The organism is Streptomyces sp. NPDC102258 (genome assembly GCF_055584685.1).
Genome location: NZ_JBVJLO010000001.1, coordinates 199,848 through 218,260 on the forward strand (window position 1 = coordinate 199,848; position 18,413 = coordinate 218,260).

Here is an 18,413-nt window from a genome sequence, read left to right on the forward strand (position 1 = left end):
AATCTAACACCGCCGATCGCAGCGTCACCCCCGCAGATCGGCGAGGACCTCCCGTGCCGCCCGGGCACCGGAGGCGAGCGCGCCCTGGAGGGAACCGGTGGCCCGGTGGTCCCCGCAGACGTACCGGCCCGGGGCGAAGCGGGTGGTACGCGACAGGGTGAGCGGCGGGGGCATGGCGGGCAGCGCGTCGTGGACGGTCACCCGGTGGACGGGCTGCCAGGTGGCGGTGTCCGCCCCGTACACCTCTCCGAGCGCGGCGAGGACGGCCGCTTCCCGCGCCGGGTCGGGTGCGCCCAGCACCGAGGTGGACACCAGCGCCCGTCCGTCCTCGGCGTATCCCCGGTGGACCTCGGTCAGGACGCAGGAGTTCAGGAAGCGCCGCCGGCCGTCGATCACCAGGGTCGGTTCGGGCAGCGGGGAGCGCTCCGCCGCGTGGTAGAGCGTGGTGACGGTGCGGCCGGCCGGGACGTCCAGCCCGGGCAGGAGCCGCGCCGCCGCTCTGGGCCCGGCAGCGACGACCACCGCCCGGGCGGCGAGCTCGCCGGCGCCGGCCAGGGCCACGCCGTCGGCGGTGAGCGCCGTGACCGGGCTGCCGGTGGCGAGGACTCCGTCGGGGAGGGCGGTCGCGAGCTGGGCCGGGACGGCGCCGATGCCCCGGGACGGCAGGCACAGCGTGCCGCGCAGCATGCTGCGCCAGACCAGGTGGAAGAAGCGGGCGGAGGTGTGGAGCTCGTCCTCCAGGAAGATCCCGGACAGGAACGGCCGGAAGAACGTCTCCACGGCGCGGGGTGAGAAACCGGCCTCGGCCAGCCCAGCGCGCGTGGTGGTGTCGGGCCGCGTCCGCCCCGCGCCGGCCGGTCCGAACATGTCGCGGGCCGAGAGGACGGCCAGGGCCGCCAGATCGCGGGCGGAGAACAGCCGGCCGGGCAGCAGGTCCCGGGCAGCCGCCGGGCGGCGCGTGGGATCGGTGACGCGGCGCAACCGGCCGTCCGTGTGGACCAGCATCCCGGGGGTGAAGGCCCGCAGCCGCAGGGAGCGCAGGTCGAGACGGCGTTTGACCTGCGGATAGGAGGTGTTGAACACCTGGAACCCGCGGTCGACCGTGAACCCGGAGACCCGGTCGGTACGGATCCGGCCGCCGACGGCGTCCGAAGCCTCCAGCAGCCTCACGCGCAGGCCCGCCGCGAGGAGATCCGCGGCGCAGGCCAGCCCGGCGGCTCCCGCCCCCACGACCACCACGTCGAGCCCGCCGCCCACGCCCTCCTGGTTGCTCGGCATGACCGTGGGGGCTCCTCGCTGCACGGTGGCGTGTTCTGGCCCGCCGCACGTTACGCCGCCACCGCGATCGCCCCGGCCGGAACACGCCGCTCGACGAAGACACCCGGCTACGAAAACACCCGGCCCGCCTGGCCCGCACACCGGGGCCACGGCGAGCGGGACAGTCGACCGTCGGCGGACGCGGCTGGACCCCGACCCGGGGGGAGGGGGTCGGGGTCCAGCCGTTCATGGGGGACTGTCAGGTCACTCAGGGACGGAAAGCGTCCTTGGTGTCCTCCTTGGCCTCGCGGGCCTTGCCCTTGGCCTCATCGGCCTTGCCGTCGGCGGCCATGCGCTCGTTGCCGACGGTCCGGCCCGCGGCCTCCTTGAGCTTGCCCTTGGCCTGCTCGGTCTGCGCCTTGGCCTTCTCAGTACCCGACATGGGGACCTCCTCGTTTGGAACCGGCTTGGTCGTAATCGCTCTTGTGCTCCGCGCCGCGCCCCGTAAACCCCCCGGATCCCACGCCGCCGTGCGGCAGCCGTGCGTCAGGCGGCTCGGGTGAGCCGGTTCGCGAACGTCGAGACCGTGTACGTGCCGATGCCGAGGACCACCTCCAGGGCGTTCTGGCGCGTGTGGCCGGCCTCCTCGAACGCCCGCAGCTCCGCGTCGCTCACCGCGCCCGACGAGGCGAGCACCTGGAGGGTGAACTCCCATACGGCCCGCAGCCGTTCCGGGTCGGGGGCCGGGCCCAGGGAGGCGAGCTTCGCCTCGTGCATGTCGACGCACAGGTGGCACTGGTTGCGGGAGGCGACGGTCAGGATGACGGTTTCGCGGGAGTGCGCGTCCAGGGTGGTGGACTCGAAGATCTCGCTGAGTTTCAGGAAGCCGTCGAGGGTGTGCGGGGACTCCTTGAGCAGGGCGACGGCGTGGGTGGTGCGGGCGGCCATGTCGGTGGTGGACAAGGGAACTCCTGATGAGGATGAGGATGGTGGGATGGGCTCAGGGAAGCGGGTGGCCTAAGATGGACAACATGGTTGACCATTCCGCTGAGAAGAACGTAAACCAGGTTGTCGATATCGGCAAGGGGGAGCCCGAGGGCCCCGCGTACGAGCTGCCGTTCCTGCTGTTCGGCGGCTTCCGCACGCTGATCGACCACCTGCACGCCCGCCTCGCCACGGAGGGCCATCCCGGCCTACGCCCCGCGTACGGCTTCGCCATGCAGGCCATCGGTGCCCAGGGGGCGACCGCCAGTGACCTCGGGCGCCGGCTCGGCGTCTCCAAGCAGGCGGCCGGAAAGACCGTCGACCGCCTCCTCGCCCTCGGCTACGCCGAACGGGCCGACGATCCCGCCGACGCCCGCCGCAAGCTCGTGCGCCTCACCCCGCACGGCTACGACGCCCTGGCCCGCTCGGCCGCGATTTTCGGCGAACTGCGCGCGCAATGGGCCGCGACCCTCGGCGCCGACCGCGTCCGTGACCTGGAGGCGGCCCTGCGCACCGTCGTACCGCCGGAAACCGCCTACCGCCTGGACGCCACGAGCTGGCTCGGCGGCGCCTGAGGAAGTCCCGGGCGAACACCTCGGCGGCGGCGACGCGGACCGGGCACGCGCCGGGAACGGTGTGACCTGAATGATTCCTCCGGCCGTCGTCGCGGCGATAGGGTCCGGCCAGGGCGGGAACGGGCGTCACACGGGGATCACGGGAGGGGCCGGCATGCTGGAGGTCGTGGCGCTCAGTGCGCTCACCGCGTTTCTCACCGCCGTGGGGAACGGGGCCGCCGGGGAGATGGGCAAGCAACTGCTGCTCTCCACCGGCTCGCTGGCGCGGCGGACCATGGGGCGGGAGACCCCGCTGCCCGCCTGCCCCGAAGACGTACGGGCCCTGGCCGGCCACCTCCACGCGCGCCTGGGCGACGACCGGCGCGGCGCCGACGAGTGGGCGCTCCTCCTGGCGGGCTTCGCCGAGCGCCCGCAGGCGGCGCCCTCCGCCGGGGGCGCGATGCCGCCCGCCTCCCGGGACTTCACCAACCGTCAGGACGTCGTCAAGCGGCTGAAGCGGGAGGCGACCCGCCCCGCGGCCGGCCGCCCGCGCGTCGCGCTGCTCTACGGTCCCCCGGGGATCGGCACCACGGCCGTGGCCCTGCACCTGGCCGCCGCCTGCCACGACCGGTTTCCCGATGGACGGTTTTACGTCGATCTGCGTGACACCCCCGGCGAGCACGGGCCGACGCCGGCCGCCGTACTGCTGCGCCTGCTGCGGCGGATGGGCGTGCCCGCCGAGCGCGTTCCGCCCACCGAAGCCGGCCGGGAGCAGCTCTACCGGCAGCTGACCGACGGCCGCCGCATGATGGTGGTCATCGACCACGCGTCGTCGGTCGCGCAGGTCCGCGGTCTCGTTCCCGCCACGCCCGACGTCCTCCTGCTCGTGGTCGTGTCGGGCCCGGCCCTCGGGCTGGAGGCGGAGCGGGTGGCGGTGCCCCCGCTCGGCGACCGGTACGCGCTCCAACTGGTGCGGAAGGTCGCCGGAAAGGAGCAGGCGGCGCGCGCCAAGGCGCAGTTGCCGGGGCTGCTGGAGCGGTGCGCGGGCAACGCCTTCGCACTCAAGGCCGCCGCGACGCTTCTGGGGACCGAGGACGCGCCGCTGGTCACCGGGACACCGGGGAGCCATCCCGTGCACGAGGCGGCCCGGATCGCCTGCCGTCAGGCCGGGCCCGCGACGGCCCGGCTCTGCCGGCTGACGGCCCTGGGCGGCTGGCCGTCGGTCAGCGCCCGGATCGCCGGGGCCGCCGCCGGTGTGGCGCCGGAGGAGGCCGCCCGGATGCTCGCCGACGCGGCGGACGTGCGGCTGCTGGAGGCGCTGCCCGACGGCCGCTACCGGTTCCGCCCCGAGGTGGGCCGCCACCTCGCGGACACGGCCGGCCCCGAGCACGGCATCCCGGAGTGCTCCGCCGCGGTCGCCCGCACCCTCGACGCCCTGCTGGACCAGGCGCTGCACGCCGCCCACGCGGCCCTGCCGCGGAGCTGGCGGACCGAGCCCGCGCCCGCGCACGGGGAGGCGTACCGCGATGAGGCGGAAGGCCTGGCCGTGCTGGCCGCCGAGGCGGGCAACCTGGTGCGTGCCGTGTCCGTGGCCCGGGAGTACCAGCACGTGACCACCGCCCTGAGGCTGGCCCGGGCGTTGTGGCCGCTCCAGCTGAAGGCCGGTCACTGGGACGACGTCCTGCCCGCCCTCCGGATCGCGGCCCGGTGCGCGGACGAGCACCAGCCGCGCTCGCGGATGGCCGGGGCCCTGCACTTCCAGCTCGGCCACTGCCTGGGCGAACTGGGCCGCCGGGAGGAGGCCGACGAGGCCGCGCGCGCGGCCGCCGCGTGCGAACGGGCGGCGGGCCATCTGCTGGGCGAGGCCTCGGCCGTGGAGTTGCAGGGCCTGCTGTACCTGCACCGGTGGCTGTACGAGCCGGCGTACGAACGGTTCGTGGAGGCCGAACGGATCTACCGGCGCATCGGCCCCGGCCAGGAGGGCGCTCGGGACCTGCCGCGCGCCCTCGCCCTCGCCGAGCGCCACCAGGGGCGCGCCCTGCGCGGTGCCGGCCGGCTGGAGGAGTCGCGGCGGCTGCTGGAAGGGGCGGCGGAGTTCTTCGAGCGGCAGGGGGAGGCGTACAACCAGGCGCGCGCGCTGACGGACCTGGCCGAGACCCTGCACGAAGCGGGCCGGAACACCGACGCCCTGAAGAAGATCGCCGACGCCGAACGCCTCCTCGATCCGGCCGCCGTCCCGCACCTGGGGTACCTGGCGGGGCTACGCCTGCGCTGCGAGGTCGCCGGGGGGTAGCGCCGGCTCCACCAGCACCCGGTGCACACCGCCGGCCGCGTGGATCCGGAGCACGGTAGGGGCCGCGTGATCGGCCGCGTGGTCGGCCTCGCCCAGCCACGCGTGCAGCGCGGACGCGTACGCCGCCGGGTCGAGGTCCGCCCGCGGCTGCCCCGCCGGGTCCGGGGACAGCCGGAACACCCCCCGGTTCCGGACGCGGACGGTGCAGGTGTCCGGCCCCGTCACGTACCCGGCGACGGCACAGTGCCGATGCCGCCGCAGCACCTCCGCTGTCCACGACTCCGGTCCGCCGAGGCGGGGGTCGTCCGGTGGGCCGTCGCGCGTGATGACGTCGGCGAGATCCAGGGTTCCGGGGTCGAGGGTGTCCTCGTGCGCCGCCAGGTGCGTGACGCCGTCGGCGGCGTACGGGTGTTCGGTGGTGCGCTCGATCGCGATGTCCGTACCGTGTACGCGGGTCCGCACGGGCAGCGGCGCCGTCCGGTCCGGTGGGTCGTACGGCGGCAGGGGCAGGGGCTCCAGCAGCGCGGGGCGACCGGGCTCGGGCAGCTCCATCAAGGCGTAGAAGTGCCGCCGCAGCAGGGTGGCCGAGGCGCCGGGCGCCGAGGTGGTGAACGCGGCCGGGCCGGCGAGCGGCCGGTGCCCGGCCACCGCCTTCTCCACCTGCTCGCGCAACGGGGCGTACGGGTCGAGCCGGGGCGCCTCCCGGACGAACGCGGCGAGTGGTGCCTCGGGGTCCAGCCGGTCCTGGGCGGCGGCCGCCAGCAGGACGGGCGTGCCCAGGGCCGCCGCGTAGTAGGAGACCGCCCCGAAGTCCCCGAGGACGAGGTCCGCCGCGAGCAGGGCCTGCCGCCAGGCGTGCAGAGGGTCGATCAGGGCCAGCCCAGCGCGGCGGGCCCGGTCCAGCCAGGCGCGGATCTGGCCCGGACCGTGCCCGTACCAGATGTTCGGGTGCAGGATCGCCGCCAGCCGGTAGTCGTCGGCCGGCAATGCGGCGGCGATCCGCGGGAGCAGGCTCGGCAGGACGTCCTGACCGCCGCCGCTGCCGAAGAACCCCTCGGCGTTCCAGGTGGAGTTCAGTACGACGAGGCGCTGGCCGCGGCGTACGCCCAGGGCGCGGCGGAACCGCTCACGGTACGGGCGGCCCGCCAGCATGCGGTCGAAGCAGGGGTCGCCGGCGAGTACGGCCGCGGCCTCCGCCTCGGGGCAGACCCGCCGCAGCCGCTCAAGCTGCTCGGGGTGGGACAGGACGAGCCCGTCCACGAACGGCTCGCCCCCGGCCAGCAGCCACTCCGGCGACAGACCGAACGTCGGCTCCCGGCTCCCGGCTCCCGGCTCCCGGCTCCCGGCTCCCGGCTCCCGGCTCCCGGCTGGGCCAGTGTCTTAGTGTATCCGACCCCGTGTGACAGGACGGTCAACTGCCCTTGCAGCAGGTGCAGTTGACCCCCGAAGCTGGCGGATATTGCCAGGTCGACGGGCGTGGCCAGGGCCTGTTCCCAGGACAGCACGGGCAGGCCCAAGTCGTCGAACAGCTCGCGCATCCCGCCCTGGAACGCGGAGGATCCCGTCGACGTGACGAGCAGTTGTACGCGGAAGTCGTCGTGGAACAGCGGCAGCACGTCCAGCAGGCGCCCGGCGGAGGTGGTGTTGTGCACCACCAGCAGCACGCGCCGAAGGCCCGTACGGCTGACCCACCGCTCGGAGCCCTCTCCGACCGGCACACGCATCGGCAGCGGTCCACCTGACCCCACTCGTCACCTCCTGGCGTGCACATTCTGCCCGGCCGGCGGGCCGCTCGTTGACGCGGGGCTCGTCGCCGTGAACAGCTGATCCCGACACTCGCAAGCCGTCGACCGCTGATCCAGGAGGAGCCATGACCACCACGCGACGCCCCGAGCCGGAAGAGCTGACGATCGAGGCCGGCCCGTACCGCTTCGACGCCCTCGCCGCCGGCCCCCGGGACGGGGACGTCGTCCTGCTCCTCCACGGCTGGCCCGAGTTCGCCAGCTCCTGGAACGAGGTGCTCCCCGACCTCGCCGGAGCCGGGTACCGGGCCGTCGCCGTCGACCAGCGCGGCTACTCCCCGGGCGCCCGTCCGCAGGAGGTGTCGGACTACGCCGCGAAGCACCTGGTGGCCGACGCGCTCGCGTTCGCCGACGCGCTGGGCGCCGGCCGGTTCCACCTCGTCGCGCACGACTGGGGCGGGCTGGTCGCCTGGGCCCTGGCCTCGGCCCATCCCGAACGGCTGAAGTCGCTGACCGTGCTCGCCACCCCCCACCCCCGGGCGCTGAGCGAGGCCGCCGCGCCCGGCTCGGAGCAGTACCAGCAGTCCGACTACGTACGTTTCTTCCGCCGGCCCGGCCACGTCGCCGAGGCGGCCCTCCTGGCCGACGGCGCCGCCCGGCTGCGCCGCCTCTACGGCGGGCGCGTCCCGGACCACCTGGTGGAGGACAACGTCCGCCGCCTCTCCGAGCCCGGGGCGCTCACCCCGACCCTGAACTGGTACCGCGCGATCGACGGCCGCCTCGCCACCCCCGCCGGCCGCATCACGGTCCCCACCCTCTTCGTCTGGGGCACCGAGGACGTCGCCCTGGGCCGTGAAGCGGCCGAGGCCACGGGGAACTTCGTGGACGCGCCGTACCGCTTCGTCGTCCTCGACGGGGCCAGCCACTGGCTGCCCGAGGAGGTCCCCGACCTGGTCAATCCCCTGATCCGGGAACACCTCGCGGCCCACGCACGGTGAAGGCCGCATCGTCCTCCAGCAGCCGCCGCATCGTCTCCGCCGCCCGCACGGACGCGTCGGCGCAGCAGTTGTTGAACAGCACGTGGACGGAGCCGGCCCGCTCCGCCATGTCCCGCAGCCGGGGCAGCCAGCCGGCCAGCTCCGCCTCCGTGTAGGTGTGGCGGTACTTCTCCTCCTTGCTGCCGGGGCCGCTGGAGCCCCACGCGGGGCTCCGCCCGTGGAAGCGCACCACGGCCAGGTCGGGGGAGGTGACGGCCGCGACCGGGGGGACGGACGCGGGCAGCCCCTGGGCCGTGTCGACGGCCACGGCCGCCATCCCGTGCCGGGCCAGGAGCGCGGCCGTCGCCGTCCGCCGCTCCGCGCTCCACCACCCCGGATGGCGCAGCTCCACCGCCACCGGCCAGCCCTCGGCCCGCTCGGCGCACTCCTCCACCGTGGCCTCGGCCCGCGCCCCGGGGGCGAGCGCGGCCGGGAACTGGAACAGCAGGGTCCCGAGCCGTCCGGCCTCCCGCAGCGGTGCCAGCGCACCGCTGAAGCGCTCCCAGACCTCCTTGCGGAGTCCGTCGTCGGGCCGCACCCAGGCGTACCCGCTCCCCGCCGGCCGCAGGTCGGCGGGGAGGGCGGCGGCCCGGGTGGGCTGGCCGGTGAGCAGCGAGAACGCCTTGACGTCGAACCGGAAGCCCGGCGGGGTCCGTTCGGCCCAGAGCCGGCTGTTGCGGGCGCTCGGCAGCCCGTAATAGGAGGAGTCCACCTCCACGACCGGGAAGTGGGCGGCGTAATGCCTCAGCCGCCCCTCCGCGTCGCGCCGGCCGACGGGGTACCACCCGCTGGCCACCAGTGCCGGATCCGTCCACGAACACGCGCCCACCCAGATGTCACCCATGGGCCGCCGTATACCCCGCCGGGGCGTCGGCACCGCCGAACGGCCGCGGGAGGGCAGCGGCGGTCAGGGCAACGGGGTTCCGCCGGTGGCGTTGACGATCTCGCCGGTGATGTAACTCGCCCGGTCGGAGGCGAGGAAGACGTACGCGGGAGCCATCTCCGCCGGCTGGGCGGGCCGGCCCAGCGGAGACTGCTTTCCGAACTCGGTGGGGTCGGGCATCGTCGAGGGGATCAGCGGGGTCCACACGGGGCCCGGAGCGACCGCGTTGACGCGGATGCCGCGCTCGGCGAGCATCTGAGCCAGTCCGTGGGTGAAGGAGATGATGGCCGACTTCGTCATGGCGTAGTCGAGCAGGTGCGGGCTCGGCTGGTAGCCCTGCACGGACGTGGTGTTGATGACGGAGCCGCCGCGCGGCATGTGGGCCAGTGCCTTGCGGGAGAGCCAGAACATGCCGTACAGGTTGGTCTTCATCACGCGGTCGAACTGCTCGGTGGTGATGGCCTCGATCCCGTCGGGCTGGGACATCTGGTACGCCGCGTTGTTCACCAGGACGTCGATCCGGCCCAGCTCGCGGACGGCCCGGTCGACGAGGGCGTCGCACTGGGCCTCGTCACGGATGTCGCACTCCACGGGGACGGCCTTGCGCCCCGCCCCCTCGATCAGGCGCGCCGTTTCGGCCGCCTCGTCCGCCTCCTCCGGGAGGTGGGTGAAGACGACGTCGGCGCCTTCCCGGGCGAAGGCCAGGCAGACGGCCCTGCCGATGCCGGAATCGCCGCCGGTGACCAGCGCGGCGCGGTCGCGGAGGACATCGTGACCCTGGTAGGAGTCCTCGCCGTGGTCGGGCCGGGGGTTCATCTCCTCCGTCGAGCCGGGATGGTCCTGCTGCTGGTCGGGGAACGGCGGGCGGGGGTGCAGGCCGGTCGGGTCGGTGGGGCGGGCATCTTCCTGTGCGCTCATGGTGCCTTCCTCTGGTGCCTTCCGCGAGGGGTGTCCTTGCACTCCGGCTACCCCCGCGCGTGCGGGTAACCCCTTGTTTCGGATGTTATGTCCGGGCACCCCTGTTTCCCCGCGTGACGGGGGGTAGACGCCGCTCATGAACGACATCAGACCCCTCGCCCTGGTGACCGGAGCGTCCAGCGGCATCGGCTTCGAACTGGCGCGGCAGCTGGCCGAGCGAGGATTCGACCTGGTGATCAACGCCGAGGACCACGACCGGCTGCAAGAGGCGGCGCGGCGGATCCAGCGGACCGGGGCCTCGGTGGAGGCCGTCCAGGCGGATCTGCGTGCCTACGACGAGACGGAACGTTTCTACGGCGCCGTCACCGCGCGGGGCCGGCCGGTGGCCGTCGCGGTGCTCAACGCGGGCGTCGGCCGGGGCGGCCCGTTCGTCGACACCGACCTCGCGGACGAGCTGGAGATCGTCGACCTCAACGTCCGCTCCACCGTGCACCTCGCCAAACGCGTCCTGCGGGACATGGCGGAGGACGGGGACGGCCACGTCCTCGTGACCTCCTCGATCGCCTCGACGATGCCGGGCTCCTTCCAGGCCGTGTACAACGCCTCGAAGTCGTTCCTGCAGTCCTTCGCCCAGGCCCTGCAGAACGAACTCAAGGACACGGGCATCACGGTCACCGCGCTCATGCCCGGCCCCACGGAGACGGACTTCTTCCGCCGTGCCGGCATGGAGGACACCAAGGTCGGACAGCAGGACAAGGACGACCCTGCCGAGGTGGCCCGCCAGGGGCTGGACGCCCTCTTCGCGGGCAAGGACAAGATCGTCGCCGGTTCGGTGAAGACGAAGGCCCAGGGCCTGGCGAACAAGGTCCTGCCGGACAAGGCCAAGGCGGAGCTGCACCGCAAGATGGCCGAGCCCGGATCCGGCGCGGACCGTGACGGCGGACAGCCATGACCGGCCACCCTCACCCGACGAGGACCGTACGCACGCCTCCGGTCCGCCGGTCGGGTGGCGCCCGTGGCGCGGCGCGCCGGCGGGGCGCGGACGGGGCATGAGCATGTGCGGGGCGCGCACCGGCCCGTGTGGACGGGGCGTGGACCGCCTGCCGGCCGAAGGAAACAGAAGGACCGTAGGAACGAAGAACCGAACCGGGAGACCCGCGTGATCGCGATGTCGGGGAGTGAGGCCGCCGGCCGCCAGGCCGGCACCGGGGTGGTGCCCGGGCGCGCGCCGGCGCCCGCGGGACCGGACCGGCGCCGGGCGGCGCGGCCCCGTAACCGGGTCCTGCGGGCCGTCCTCGGCGCGGGCGCCGCCGCCCTGGTCCTCGCCGGCTGCGGAGCGTCCGCGAGCCGGGTGTCCGGGGCGCGCAGCGCCGGGGAGGAGTTCGTACGGGCCATGGCCTCCGGCGATCACGAGGCGGCGTGCCGGCTGCTCGCTCCCGAGACCCGCCAAGCCCTGGAGCAGCAGGAACGCAAGGCGTGCGGCCCCGCGCTGGGTGCGGAGGAACTCCCGAAGGCCGGCGCGGTACGCGCCACCGAGGTGTACGGGCGGCAGGCCCTGCTCCACCTGGACGGGGACACGCTCTTCCTGTCCCGGTTCGACGCCGGGTGGAAGGTCGTGGCGGCCGGCTGCACCCCGCAGGGGGAACAGCCCTACCAGTGCGAGCTGAAAGGCGGCTGAGGAATGCGCTTCCTGTTCGTGACCTGCCTCGTCGTGGTGATCGGCGGGCTCGCCTACTTCATCGCGATCGGAGCGATGCAGCGATGAGTGACGACGACAGCGACGAGCGCCAGACCTCCCCGCGCGGCGGGTTCTGGCGGGACAACAGCCTGACGCTGGTCTTCGGCACCGCCTTCCTGGTGGTACTGGTCGCGCAGGCCGTGGCCGGCCACGCCGAGTTCAACGACCAGCTCACGGTCGACGGCCTCCAGCGGATCAGCCTGGGCGAGTACGTCACCACCTCGGACTTCGCCGTGGACGTCTCCGAGAACTGGCAGTCGGAGTTCCTGCAGTTCTCCCTCTACATCTTCGGCACCGTCTACCTCCTCCAGCGCGGTTCCCCCGAGTCCAAGGAACTCCACAAGGCCGGTACGGAATCCGACCGCGAGCAGCGCCTCGGCGACCACGCCCGCGCCGACTCGCCCCGCTGGGCCGGCACCAAGGACTGGCGCCAGCGGCTCTACTCGCGCTCGCTCGGCACCGTGATGGGCTGCCTGTTCCTCGGCTCCTGGCTCGCCCAGTCGATCGCCGGGGTGGCGGCGTACGACGGAGAGCGACTCCGGCAACTCCAGGATCCGATCAGCTGGGGCGCCTACCTCGGCGCGCCGGACTTCTGGAGCCGGACGTTGCAGAACTGGCAGTCCGAGCTCCTCGCGGTCGCCGCCATGGTCATCCTCTCCGTCTACCTGCGCCAGCGCGGTTCCCCCGAGTCCAAGCCGGTCGGTGCCCCCCACACCTCGACCGGCGTGGAGGGCTGAACGGGGAACGGGGAACGGGAACGAGGAACGACGAAGGAGAGGAGGCGGCCATGGCCCGGACGGCCCTCATCGTGATCGACATGATCAACACCTACGAACACGAGGACGCCGACGCCCTCGCCCCGTCCGTCCGCAAAGCCCTGCCCGGCGTCCGCCTGCTGCTGGAGCGGGCCCGCGCGGACAAGGCGCCGGTCATCTACGTAAACGACAACTTCGGGCAGTGGCGCTCCCACCACGGGGAGATCCTCCGGGCCGCCCTGTCCGGCCGGCACGCGGACCTGGTCGAGCCGGTCGCCCCCGACGAGGACGCGCTCTTCGTCGTCAAGGCCCGGCACTCGGCCTTCTTCGAGACGCCCCTGGGCTACCTGCTGGAACAGCTCGACGTCGGCCGGATCGTGCTGTGCGGGCAGGTGACGGAGCAGTGCGTGCTGTATTCGGCGCTGGACGCCCACATCCGGCACCTCGACGTGGTGGTCGCCGCGGACGCGGTCGCCCACATCGACCCGGAGCTCGCCGAGGCGGCCGTACGGATGATGGAGCGCAACATGGGCGCCGAGATCCTGCCGGGACACGACATCACCTTCGACGCCCCGCAGGACCGCCCCTGACCGGGCCCGGCCCGCACCGCGCCACGACGACCCCGCAGGAGGCGGCCCCATGAGCACCACGACCGACCGGATCGCCCGCCCCTGGGGCCCGCGCACCGCCTACGGGCGGGGCGAGCCGTGGCCCGTGCGGGTCGACACCTTCCTCGCTCCGGGCGTCACGGAGACGCGGGTGCAGCGGTGGGTGCGGGCGGCCTCGATCCTGCACTCCGACGGGGACGCCATGGACATCGCCGTCGTCGACGGCCGCATGGCCGGCGTGCGGGGGCGCGCCGACGACCGCGTCAACCACGGCCGGCTGGGCCCCAAGGACCTCTTCGGCTGGCAGGCCAACGCCTCGCCCGACCGGCTGACCCGGCCCCTGGTACGCGAGGGCGGCCGACTGGTGGAGAGCGACTGGGACACGGCGATGGGCCGGATCGTGGCCCGCACCCGGGAGCTGCTGGACGAGCGGGGACCGGGCTCGATCGGCTTCTACACCTCGGGGCAGCTGTTCCTGGAGGAGTACTACACGCTCGCGACGATGGCCCGGGCCGGCATCGGGACGAACCACATCGACGGCAACACCCGGTTGTGCACCGCCACCGCGGCGGAGGCCCTCAAGGAGTCGTTCGGGTGTGACGGCCAGCCCGGTTCCTACGACGACATCGACCACGCCGACGTCATCGCCCTCTTCGGACACAACATCGCCGAGACCCAGCCCGTCCAGTGGATGCGGATCCTGGACCGGCTCCAAGGCGCCGATCCACCCCGCCTGGTCTGCGTCGATCCGCGCCCCACCGTCGTGGCGCGGCGGGCCGCGGTCCATCTGGCGCCCCGCGGCGGCACCAACGTGGCCCTCCTCAACGCGCTGCTGCACGAAGTCATCCGCACCGGCCGGGTCGACCACGACTACGTCGCCGCCCACACCGTCGGCTTCGACGCGCTGTGCGCGCGGGTGGCGCAGTGCTCCCCCCGGTGGGCGGCGGACATCTGCGACGTCCCGGCCGCCCGGATCGAGGAGGCGGCGGACCTGGTGGGGACGGCCGACCGGCTGCTGTCCACGGTGCTCCAGGGCGTCTACCAGTCCCACCAGGCGACCGCGGCCGCCGTGCAGGTCAACAACCTGCACCTGATCCGCGGCATGCTCGGCCGCCCCGGCGCCGGTGTGCTCCAGATGAACGGTCAGCCCACCGCGCAGAACACCCGGGAATGCGGCGCCAACGGTGACCTCCCCGGCTTCCGCAACTGGCAGAACGAGGAGCACGTCGCCGATCTGGCCCGGGTGTGGAACGTCGAACCGGACCGCATCCCGCACTACGCGCCGCCCACACACGCCCTGCAGATCTTCCGCTACGCCGAGCAGGGCTCGCTGCGCATGCTGTGGATCAGCGGCACCAATCCCGCCGTGTCGCTGCCGGAGCTCGCCCGCATCCGCTCGATCCTGTCCCAGGAGCGGCTGTTCACCGTCGTCCAGGACCTGTTCCCGACGGAGACGGCCCAACTGGCCGATGTCGTCCTGCCCGCCGCGACCTGGGGCGAGAAGACCGGGACCTTCACCAACGCCGACCGCACCGTCCACCTGTCCGACAAGGCCGTCGAGCCGCCCGGCGAGGCCCGGCCGGACCTCGACATCTTCCTGGACTTCGCCGCCCGCATGGACTTCCGCGACAAGGACGGCGGCCCGCTGGTCCACTGGCACGACCCGCGCTCGGCGTTCGAGGCGTGGAAGCGGTGCAGCGCCGGCCGCCCCTGCGACTACACCGGCCTCGACCACGATCTGCTGCGCCGGGTCGGCGGCATCCAGTGGCCGTGCAACGAGGACGCCCCCGGCGGGACCGAGCGCCTCTACACCGACGGGATCAGCTGGGCCCACCCCGACACCTGCGAGACGTACGGGAAGGACCTGGAGACGGGCGCGGCCGACAGCGCCACCGACTACCGGGCGTGCAACCCGACGGGCAAGGCGATGATCAAAGCGGCCGCCTACCGGCCGCCCCACGAACAGCCCGACCACGCCCACCCCTTCCGGCTCACCACCGGACGCACCCTCTACCACTTCCACACCCGTACGAAGACCGGCCGTGCCCCCCAGCTGAACGCCGCCGCCCCCGACGTATGGGTCGAGGCGGCGGAGGCCGACGCGGCGGAACTGGGCCTCGCGGAAGGGGACCTGGTGGAGGTCGCCTCGCCCCGGGGCGCCCTGCGCGGGCGGCTGCGGATCACCGGCATCCGGCGCGGGATGCTGTTCGTCCCGTTCCACTACGGCTACTGGGACACCCCCACCGGACACGCCCCCGACGGCACGACCCCCGGCCGGGCGGCCAACGAGACGACGGTCACCGAGTGGGACCCGGCCTCCAAGCAGCCCCTCTTCAAGACCGCCGCGGCCTCGCTCTCCCTGGTCGCACGCGGGAACGGCACCCCGGCGCCCGCCCCCACCACGACCGCGTCGGCCCCCGCCGGGCGCAGGGGCGCGCCCGCCACCACGGGCGGCCCGACCGCCCGCGTCACCCACACCTTCGAGGACGAGCGGTACGAGGCCGAGGGAGACGACGAGGAGTGAACGGCATCGCCTGGGCGCTGCGCGCGCTGCACCACGGCGAGGAGGACCTGGCACAGGAGCTCCTCGCGGTCGCCGGCCGCCACCGCGCCGAACACGAGGTGCACCACATCGCCACCGACCTGGCCGGCTGGTCCTTCGAGCACGTGCGGCGCCTGGCCGAGGCCGGCGCCGACCACGGCCTCACCCTCGACGGCGCCCCCGACGCCGCCGGGCGGGACACGGCGCCCGGGCCGACGGAGCCGTCCCCGGCGGCCGGGACGGCCGGGCCGCGGCCGCCGGGCCTGCTCCTGCTGACGGACCTCCGCGAGCTGCACGTGGCCGCCGCCCGCAACTCCCTTCACTGGGAGATGCTCGCGCAGACCGCCCGGGCCACCCACGACCAGGGGCTCATCGGCCTCGCCGCGTCCTGCCACCCGCAGACGCTGCGGCAGATGCGCTGGACCAACACCATGATCAAAAACGTCTGCCCGCAGGTCCTGACCAGCCTGTGACCCCCCGGCCGCCGCGCGGCGCGGCCGTCCCGGTTCGGCGGCGCCGCCCGGGGCAGGCGCCTGGACGGCGCGCGCACGAACACCGCGCACGAACACCGCACACGAATCCACCGCGGACGAACCCACGAGGAGACGTCATGAGGGCACTGACATGGCACGGCAAGCGGGACGTACGGGTCGACACCGTCCCCGATCCCGTCATCCAGGACCGCGACGACGTGATCGTCAAGATCACGACCACCGGCCTGTGCGGCTCCGACCTGCACCTCTACGAGGTGCTCGGTGCCTTCCTCGACCCCGGCGACATCCTGGGCCACGAGCCCATGGGCGTCGTGGCGGAGACCGGCCCCGACGTCACGGGCCTCAAGCCCGGCGACCGGGTGGTGGTCCCCTTCAACGTCTCCTGCGGCGCCTGCTTCATGTGCGGCCGGGGCCTGCACTCGCAGTGCGAGACCACGCAGGTGCACGAGCACGGCACCGGGGCCTCCCTCTTCGGGTACACGAAGCTCTACGGGCAGGTGCCGGGCGGCCAGGCCGAGTACCTGCGCGTGCCCTTCGGCAACGCCCTGCCCGTCAAGGTCCCCGAGGGGCCGGCCGACGACCGCTTCGTCTACCTCTCCGACGTCCTGCCCACCGCGTGGCAGGCCGTCGCGTACGCGGACATCCCGCCCGGCGGCAGCGTCGCCGTCCTCGGACTCGGCCCGATCGGCGACATGAGCTGCCGCATCGCGGCCCTCCGGGGAGCCGGCACGGTCATCGGCATCGACCTCGTGCCCGAGCGACTGGAACGCGCCCGCCGGCGCGGCGTCCACACCCTGGACCTGCGCGAGTGCGGGGACGGACTCACCGACGCCGTACGCGAGCTCACCGGGGGCCGGGGCCCGGACGCCGTCATCGACGCGGTGGGCATGGAAGCCCACGGCAGCCGCGTCGCCGCCGCCGCGCAGGGCGTGACCACCCTCCTGCCCGACGGCCTCGCCGCCGCCATGATGAAGCGCGCCGGAGTCGACCGGCTGTCCGCGCTGCACACGGCCATCGAACTCGTCCGGCGCGGCGGCACCGTGTCCGTCTCCGGGGTCTACGGGGGCGCGGCCGACCCGCTGCCCCTGCTGACCATGTTCGACAAGCAGATCCAGCTGCGCATGGGCCAGGCCAACGTCCACCGCTGGGTGGACGACATCCTGCCCCTCCTCGTCGACGGCGACCCGCTGGGCGTGGACGACTTCGCCACCCACCGGCTGCCCCTGGAGGAGGCCCCGGACGCGTACGACATGTTCCAGAAGAAGCGGGACGGCGCCGTGAAGGTGCTCTTCACCCCCTGAGCGTCCGCTGAGCGTCACGTCACCGCCCCGAGCGGCCGTCACGGACGCCCCCCGCTCCCCCGCCCGGGGGGAACGGGGGGCGTCCTCGTGGATCAGGGCCGACCGGGTGGTCACGCCACGTCATCATCCGAATGCCGCACATTCCGGGCGACCCGCGTCGGTGTGGGGCACGCTGAGGGCACTCCCGCGGGTCGTTCCCAGGTGCGGGGCGGCGAGCGTCTGCCGCCTCCGGGTTCCCGAGTCCCGCGCTCCCCCGATGGCACGAGGAGATCATCATGGGTTCCCTTCCGGCACCGGCCTGGGAGCACGCAGTGGTGACGGGCGGTGCGGGCTTCGTCGGCTCGCACCTGTGCTCCGCCCTGATATCCGCCGGCACCGCCGTCACCTGCGTCGACGACTTCAGCACGGGACTGCGCGCGAACGTGGCCGAACTGGCCGACCGCCCCGGATTCACCCTCCAGGAGGCCGACGTGTCGCAGCCGTTCACGGTGCGGCGCCGGCCCGACGTCGTCTTCCACCTCGCCTCGCCCGCCTCGCCCGCCGACTACCTCCGGCTGCCGCTGCACACGCTGGACGCCGGCAGCCTCGGCACGCGCAACGCGCTGGAACTCGCGCACCGGGCGGAAGCGCGCTTCCTCCTCGCCTCCACGTCCGAGGTGTACGGGGACCCGCAGGAGCACCCGCAGAACGAGCGCTACTGGGGTCACGTCAACCCCGTCGGCCCCCGCAGCGTGTACGACGAGGCCAAGCGGTTCGGCGAGGCCCTCACCACGGCCCACGGCAGCGCGCGGGGCACCAACACCTGCGTGGTACGGCTGTTCAACACCTACGGGCCGCGCATGCGCGGGTACGACGGGCGCGCGGTGCCCACCTTCATCCGCCAGGCCCTGGCCGGCGAGCCGCTGACGGTCACCGGAGACGGACTGCAGACCCGCTCCCTGTGCTACGTCGACGACACCGTCGCCGGCATCCTCGCGGCGGCGGCCCACGGCATGCCCGGCCCGGTGAACCTGGGCAACCCGTCCGAGCTGACGATGCTCGAACTGGCCCGCTGGATCATCGAACTGACCGGCTCCGCCTCGCGGGTCACCTTCGTGGAACGGCCTACCGACGACCCGGCCGTGCGCTGCCCCGACATCACCCTGGCCCGCGACAAGCTCCAGTGGGAGCCGCTCGTACCGGCCGAGGAAGGGCTGCGGCGAACGATCGCCTGGTTCCGCGCCCACCCGGACGGCTGACCCGGCCCGCAGTCCCACACCACCGCCGCCGCAGCGCCCCCCGCAGCCCCACGCAGCCGCCGCCCGCCG

Annotated in this window: 18 protein-coding genes; 12 read left to right on the top strand and 6 right to left on the bottom strand. The window is 73.8% G+C overall.

Features of this window, described 5'->3' with window-relative positions; translation table 11 throughout:
* Positions 1 to 24 precede the first annotated feature (24 nt).
* The 3 genes from ACZ6ZT_RS00920 to ACZ6ZT_RS00930 all read right to left on the bottom strand — a co-directional run bounded on the left by ACZ6ZT_RS00920 (position 25) and on the right by ACZ6ZT_RS00930 (position 2,205).
* Positions 25 to 1,278 (bottom strand): FAD-dependent oxidoreductase, encoded by a 1,254-nt coding sequence (locus ACZ6ZT_RS00920; protein WP_469714274.1) that lies wholly within the window; start codon positions 1,276 to 1,278, stop codon positions 25 to 27.
* Between the two features lie 247 nt (positions 1,279 to 1,525).
* Positions 1,526 to 1,699: a CsbD family protein gene (locus ACZ6ZT_RS00925; protein ID WP_469714276.1), complete on the bottom strand. Its 174-nt coding sequence runs from the start codon at positions 1,697 to 1,699 to the stop codon at positions 1,526 to 1,528.
* A gap of 104 nt (positions 1,700 to 1,803) precedes the next feature.
* Positions 1,804 to 2,205: a carboxymuconolactone decarboxylase family protein gene (locus tag ACZ6ZT_RS00930; RefSeq protein WP_469714996.1), complete on the bottom strand. Its 402-nt coding sequence runs from the start codon at positions 2,203 to 2,205 to the stop codon at positions 1,804 to 1,806.
* 83 nt (positions 2,206 to 2,288) lie between these two features.
* Between ACZ6ZT_RS00930 and ACZ6ZT_RS00935 the strand changes: the two genes are divergently transcribed.
* Both ACZ6ZT_RS00935 and ACZ6ZT_RS00940 read left to right on the top strand, forming a co-directional pair.
* Positions 2,289 to 2,816 (top strand): MarR family winged helix-turn-helix transcriptional regulator, encoded by a 528-nt coding sequence (locus ACZ6ZT_RS00935; protein WP_469714278.1) that lies wholly within the window; start codon positions 2,289 to 2,291, stop codon positions 2,814 to 2,816.
* A gap of 154 nt (positions 2,817 to 2,970) precedes the next feature.
* Complete coding sequence (locus ACZ6ZT_RS00940; protein ID WP_469714280.1) at positions 2,971 to 5,088, top strand: ATP-binding protein; 2,118 nt, start codon at positions 2,971 to 2,973, stop codon at positions 5,086 to 5,088.
* Here the strand turns inward: ACZ6ZT_RS00940 and ACZ6ZT_RS00945 are convergent.
* Entirely contained in the window at positions 5,056 to 6,348 is a 1,293-nt protein-coding gene (locus ACZ6ZT_RS00945) for a hypothetical protein (protein ID WP_469714281.1), read from the bottom strand. The genes ACZ6ZT_RS00940 and ACZ6ZT_RS00945 overlap by 33 nt on opposite strands.
* Before the next feature lie 176 nt (positions 6,349 to 6,524).
* Here ACZ6ZT_RS00945 and ACZ6ZT_RS00950 point away from each other — a divergent pair, with 176 nt between their 5' ends.
* Together ACZ6ZT_RS00950 and ACZ6ZT_RS00955 are read left to right on the top strand one after the other, a co-directional pair.
* A complete protein-coding gene (locus tag ACZ6ZT_RS00950) occupies positions 6,525 to 6,830 on the top strand; it encodes a hypothetical protein (protein WP_469714283.1) in 306 nt (101 codons plus the stop codon).
* Positions 6,831 to 6,958: 128 nt separating this feature from the next.
* Positions 6,959 to 7,828 (top strand): alpha/beta fold hydrolase, encoded by an 870-nt coding sequence (locus ACZ6ZT_RS00955; protein WP_469714285.1) that lies wholly within the window; start codon positions 6,959 to 6,961, stop codon positions 7,826 to 7,828.
* Here ACZ6ZT_RS00955 and ACZ6ZT_RS00960 read toward each other — a convergent pair.
* The gene (locus tag ACZ6ZT_RS00960; protein WP_469714287.1) at positions 7,785 to 8,711 is read right to left on the bottom strand and encodes a DUF72 domain-containing protein; all 927 of its coding nucleotides are present in this window, start codon (positions 8,709 to 8,711) and stop codon (positions 7,785 to 7,787) included. The two genes, ACZ6ZT_RS00955 and ACZ6ZT_RS00960, sit on opposite strands and share 44 nt — an antisense overlap.
* Positions 8,712 to 8,774: 63 nt before the next feature.
* The gene (locus ACZ6ZT_RS00965; protein WP_469714289.1) at positions 8,775 to 9,668 is read right to left on the bottom strand and encodes an SDR family oxidoreductase; all 894 of its coding nucleotides are present in this window, start codon (positions 9,666 to 9,668) and stop codon (positions 8,775 to 8,777) included.
* A 136-nt stretch (positions 9,669 to 9,804) separates the two neighbouring features.
* On the opposite strand from ACZ6ZT_RS00965, the gene ACZ6ZT_RS00970 reads away from it, so the two are divergent.
* The 8 genes from ACZ6ZT_RS00970 to ACZ6ZT_RS01005 all read left to right on the top strand — a co-directional run bounded on the left by ACZ6ZT_RS00970 (position 9,805) and on the right by ACZ6ZT_RS01005 (position 18,344).
* On the top strand, positions 9,805 to 10,620 hold the full coding sequence (locus tag ACZ6ZT_RS00970) for an SDR family NAD(P)-dependent oxidoreductase (protein WP_469714290.1): 816 nt from the start codon (positions 9,805 to 9,807) through the stop codon (positions 10,618 to 10,620).
* 216 nt (positions 10,621 to 10,836) lie between these two features.
* A complete protein-coding gene (locus ACZ6ZT_RS00975) occupies positions 10,837 to 11,346 on the top strand; it encodes a hypothetical protein (RefSeq protein WP_469714998.1) in 510 nt (169 codons plus the stop codon).
* Positions 11,347 to 11,429: 83 nt separating this feature from the next.
* Positions 11,430 to 12,143: a DUF6766 family protein gene (locus ACZ6ZT_RS00980; protein ID WP_469714294.1), complete on the top strand. Its 714-nt coding sequence runs from the start codon at positions 11,430 to 11,432 to the stop codon at positions 12,141 to 12,143.
* Positions 12,144 to 12,193: 50 nt separating this feature from the next.
* Positions 12,194 to 12,751: a cysteine hydrolase family protein gene (locus tag ACZ6ZT_RS00985; protein ID WP_469714296.1), complete on the top strand. Its 558-nt coding sequence runs from the start codon at positions 12,194 to 12,196 to the stop codon at positions 12,749 to 12,751.
* Positions 12,752 to 12,800: 49 nt separating this feature from the next.
* A complete protein-coding gene (locus tag ACZ6ZT_RS00990; protein WP_469714298.1) occupies positions 12,801 to 15,293 on the top strand; it encodes a molybdopterin oxidoreductase family protein in 2,493 nt (830 codons plus the stop codon).
* Positions 15,290 to 15,784: a hypothetical protein gene (locus ACZ6ZT_RS00995; protein ID WP_469714301.1), complete on the top strand. Its 495-nt coding sequence runs from the start codon at positions 15,290 to 15,292 to the stop codon at positions 15,782 to 15,784. Before ACZ6ZT_RS00990 ends, ACZ6ZT_RS00995 begins: the two co-directional genes overlap by 4 nt.
* Before the next feature lie 137 nt (positions 15,785 to 15,921).
* Positions 15,922 to 17,106, top strand: a complete 1,185-nt coding sequence (locus ACZ6ZT_RS01000) for a zinc-dependent alcohol dehydrogenase (protein ID WP_469714304.1) — start codon at positions 15,922 to 15,924, stop codon at positions 17,104 to 17,106.
* A gap of 275 nt (positions 17,107 to 17,381) precedes the next feature.
* The gene (locus ACZ6ZT_RS01005; protein ID WP_469714306.1) at positions 17,382 to 18,344 is read left to right on the top strand and encodes an NAD-dependent epimerase/dehydratase family protein; all 963 of its coding nucleotides are present in this window, start codon (positions 17,382 to 17,384) and stop codon (positions 18,342 to 18,344) included.
* The last annotated feature ends 69 nt before the right edge of the window (positions 18,345 to 18,413 follow it).

What these genes read in the sequence shown, in the direction of transcription:
- ACZ6ZT_RS00980 (WP_469714294.1), top strand. Translation starts at nt 11,430, where the DNA reads ATGAGTGACGACGACAGCGACGAGCGCCAGACCTCCCCGCGCGGCGGG.
- ACZ6ZT_RS00965 (WP_469714289.1), bottom strand. Translation starts at nt 9,668, where the DNA reads ATGAGCGCACAGGAAGATGCCCGCCCCACCGACCCGACCGGCCTGCAC.
- ACZ6ZT_RS00985 (WP_469714296.1), top strand. Translation starts at nt 12,194, where the DNA reads ATGGCCCGGACGGCCCTCATCGTGATCGACATGATCAACACCTACGAA.
- ACZ6ZT_RS00920 (WP_469714274.1), bottom strand. Translation starts at nt 1,278, where the DNA reads ATGCCGAGCAACCAGGAGGGCGTGGGCGGCGGGCTCGACGTGGTGGTC.
- ACZ6ZT_RS00935 (WP_469714278.1), top strand. Translation starts at nt 2,289, where the DNA reads ATGGTTGACCATTCCGCTGAGAAGAACGTAAACCAGGTTGTCGATATC.
- ACZ6ZT_RS00990 (WP_469714298.1), top strand. Translation starts at nt 12,801, where the DNA reads ATGAGCACCACGACCGACCGGATCGCCCGCCCCTGGGGCCCGCGCACC.
- ACZ6ZT_RS00970 (WP_469714290.1), top strand. Translation starts at nt 9,805, where the DNA reads ATGAACGACATCAGACCCCTCGCCCTGGTGACCGGAGCGTCCAGCGGC.
- ACZ6ZT_RS00955 (WP_469714285.1), top strand. Translation starts at nt 6,959, where the DNA reads ATGACCACCACGCGACGCCCCGAGCCGGAAGAGCTGACGATCGAGGCC.
- ACZ6ZT_RS01000 (WP_469714304.1), top strand. Translation starts at nt 15,922, where the DNA reads ATGAGGGCACTGACATGGCACGGCAAGCGGGACGTACGGGTCGACACC.
- ACZ6ZT_RS00930 (WP_469714996.1), bottom strand. Translation starts at nt 2,205, where the DNA reads ATGGCCGCCCGCACCACCCACGCCGTCGCCCTGCTCAAGGAGTCCCCG.
- ACZ6ZT_RS00940 (WP_469714280.1), top strand. Translation starts at nt 2,971, where the DNA reads ATGCTGGAGGTCGTGGCGCTCAGTGCGCTCACCGCGTTTCTCACCGCC.
- ACZ6ZT_RS00925 (WP_469714276.1), bottom strand. Translation starts at nt 1,699, where the DNA reads ATGTCGGGTACTGAGAAGGCCAAGGCGCAGACCGAGCAGGCCAAGGGC.
- ACZ6ZT_RS00975 (WP_469714998.1), top strand. Translation starts at nt 10,837, where the DNA reads ATGTCGGGGAGTGAGGCCGCCGGCCGCCAGGCCGGCACCGGGGTGGTG.
- ACZ6ZT_RS01005 (WP_469714306.1), top strand. Translation starts at nt 17,382, where the DNA reads ATGGGTTCCCTTCCGGCACCGGCCTGGGAGCACGCAGTGGTGACGGGC.
- ACZ6ZT_RS00960 (WP_469714287.1), bottom strand. Translation starts at nt 8,711, where the DNA reads ATGGGTGACATCTGGGTGGGCGCGTGTTCGTGGACGGATCCGGCACTG.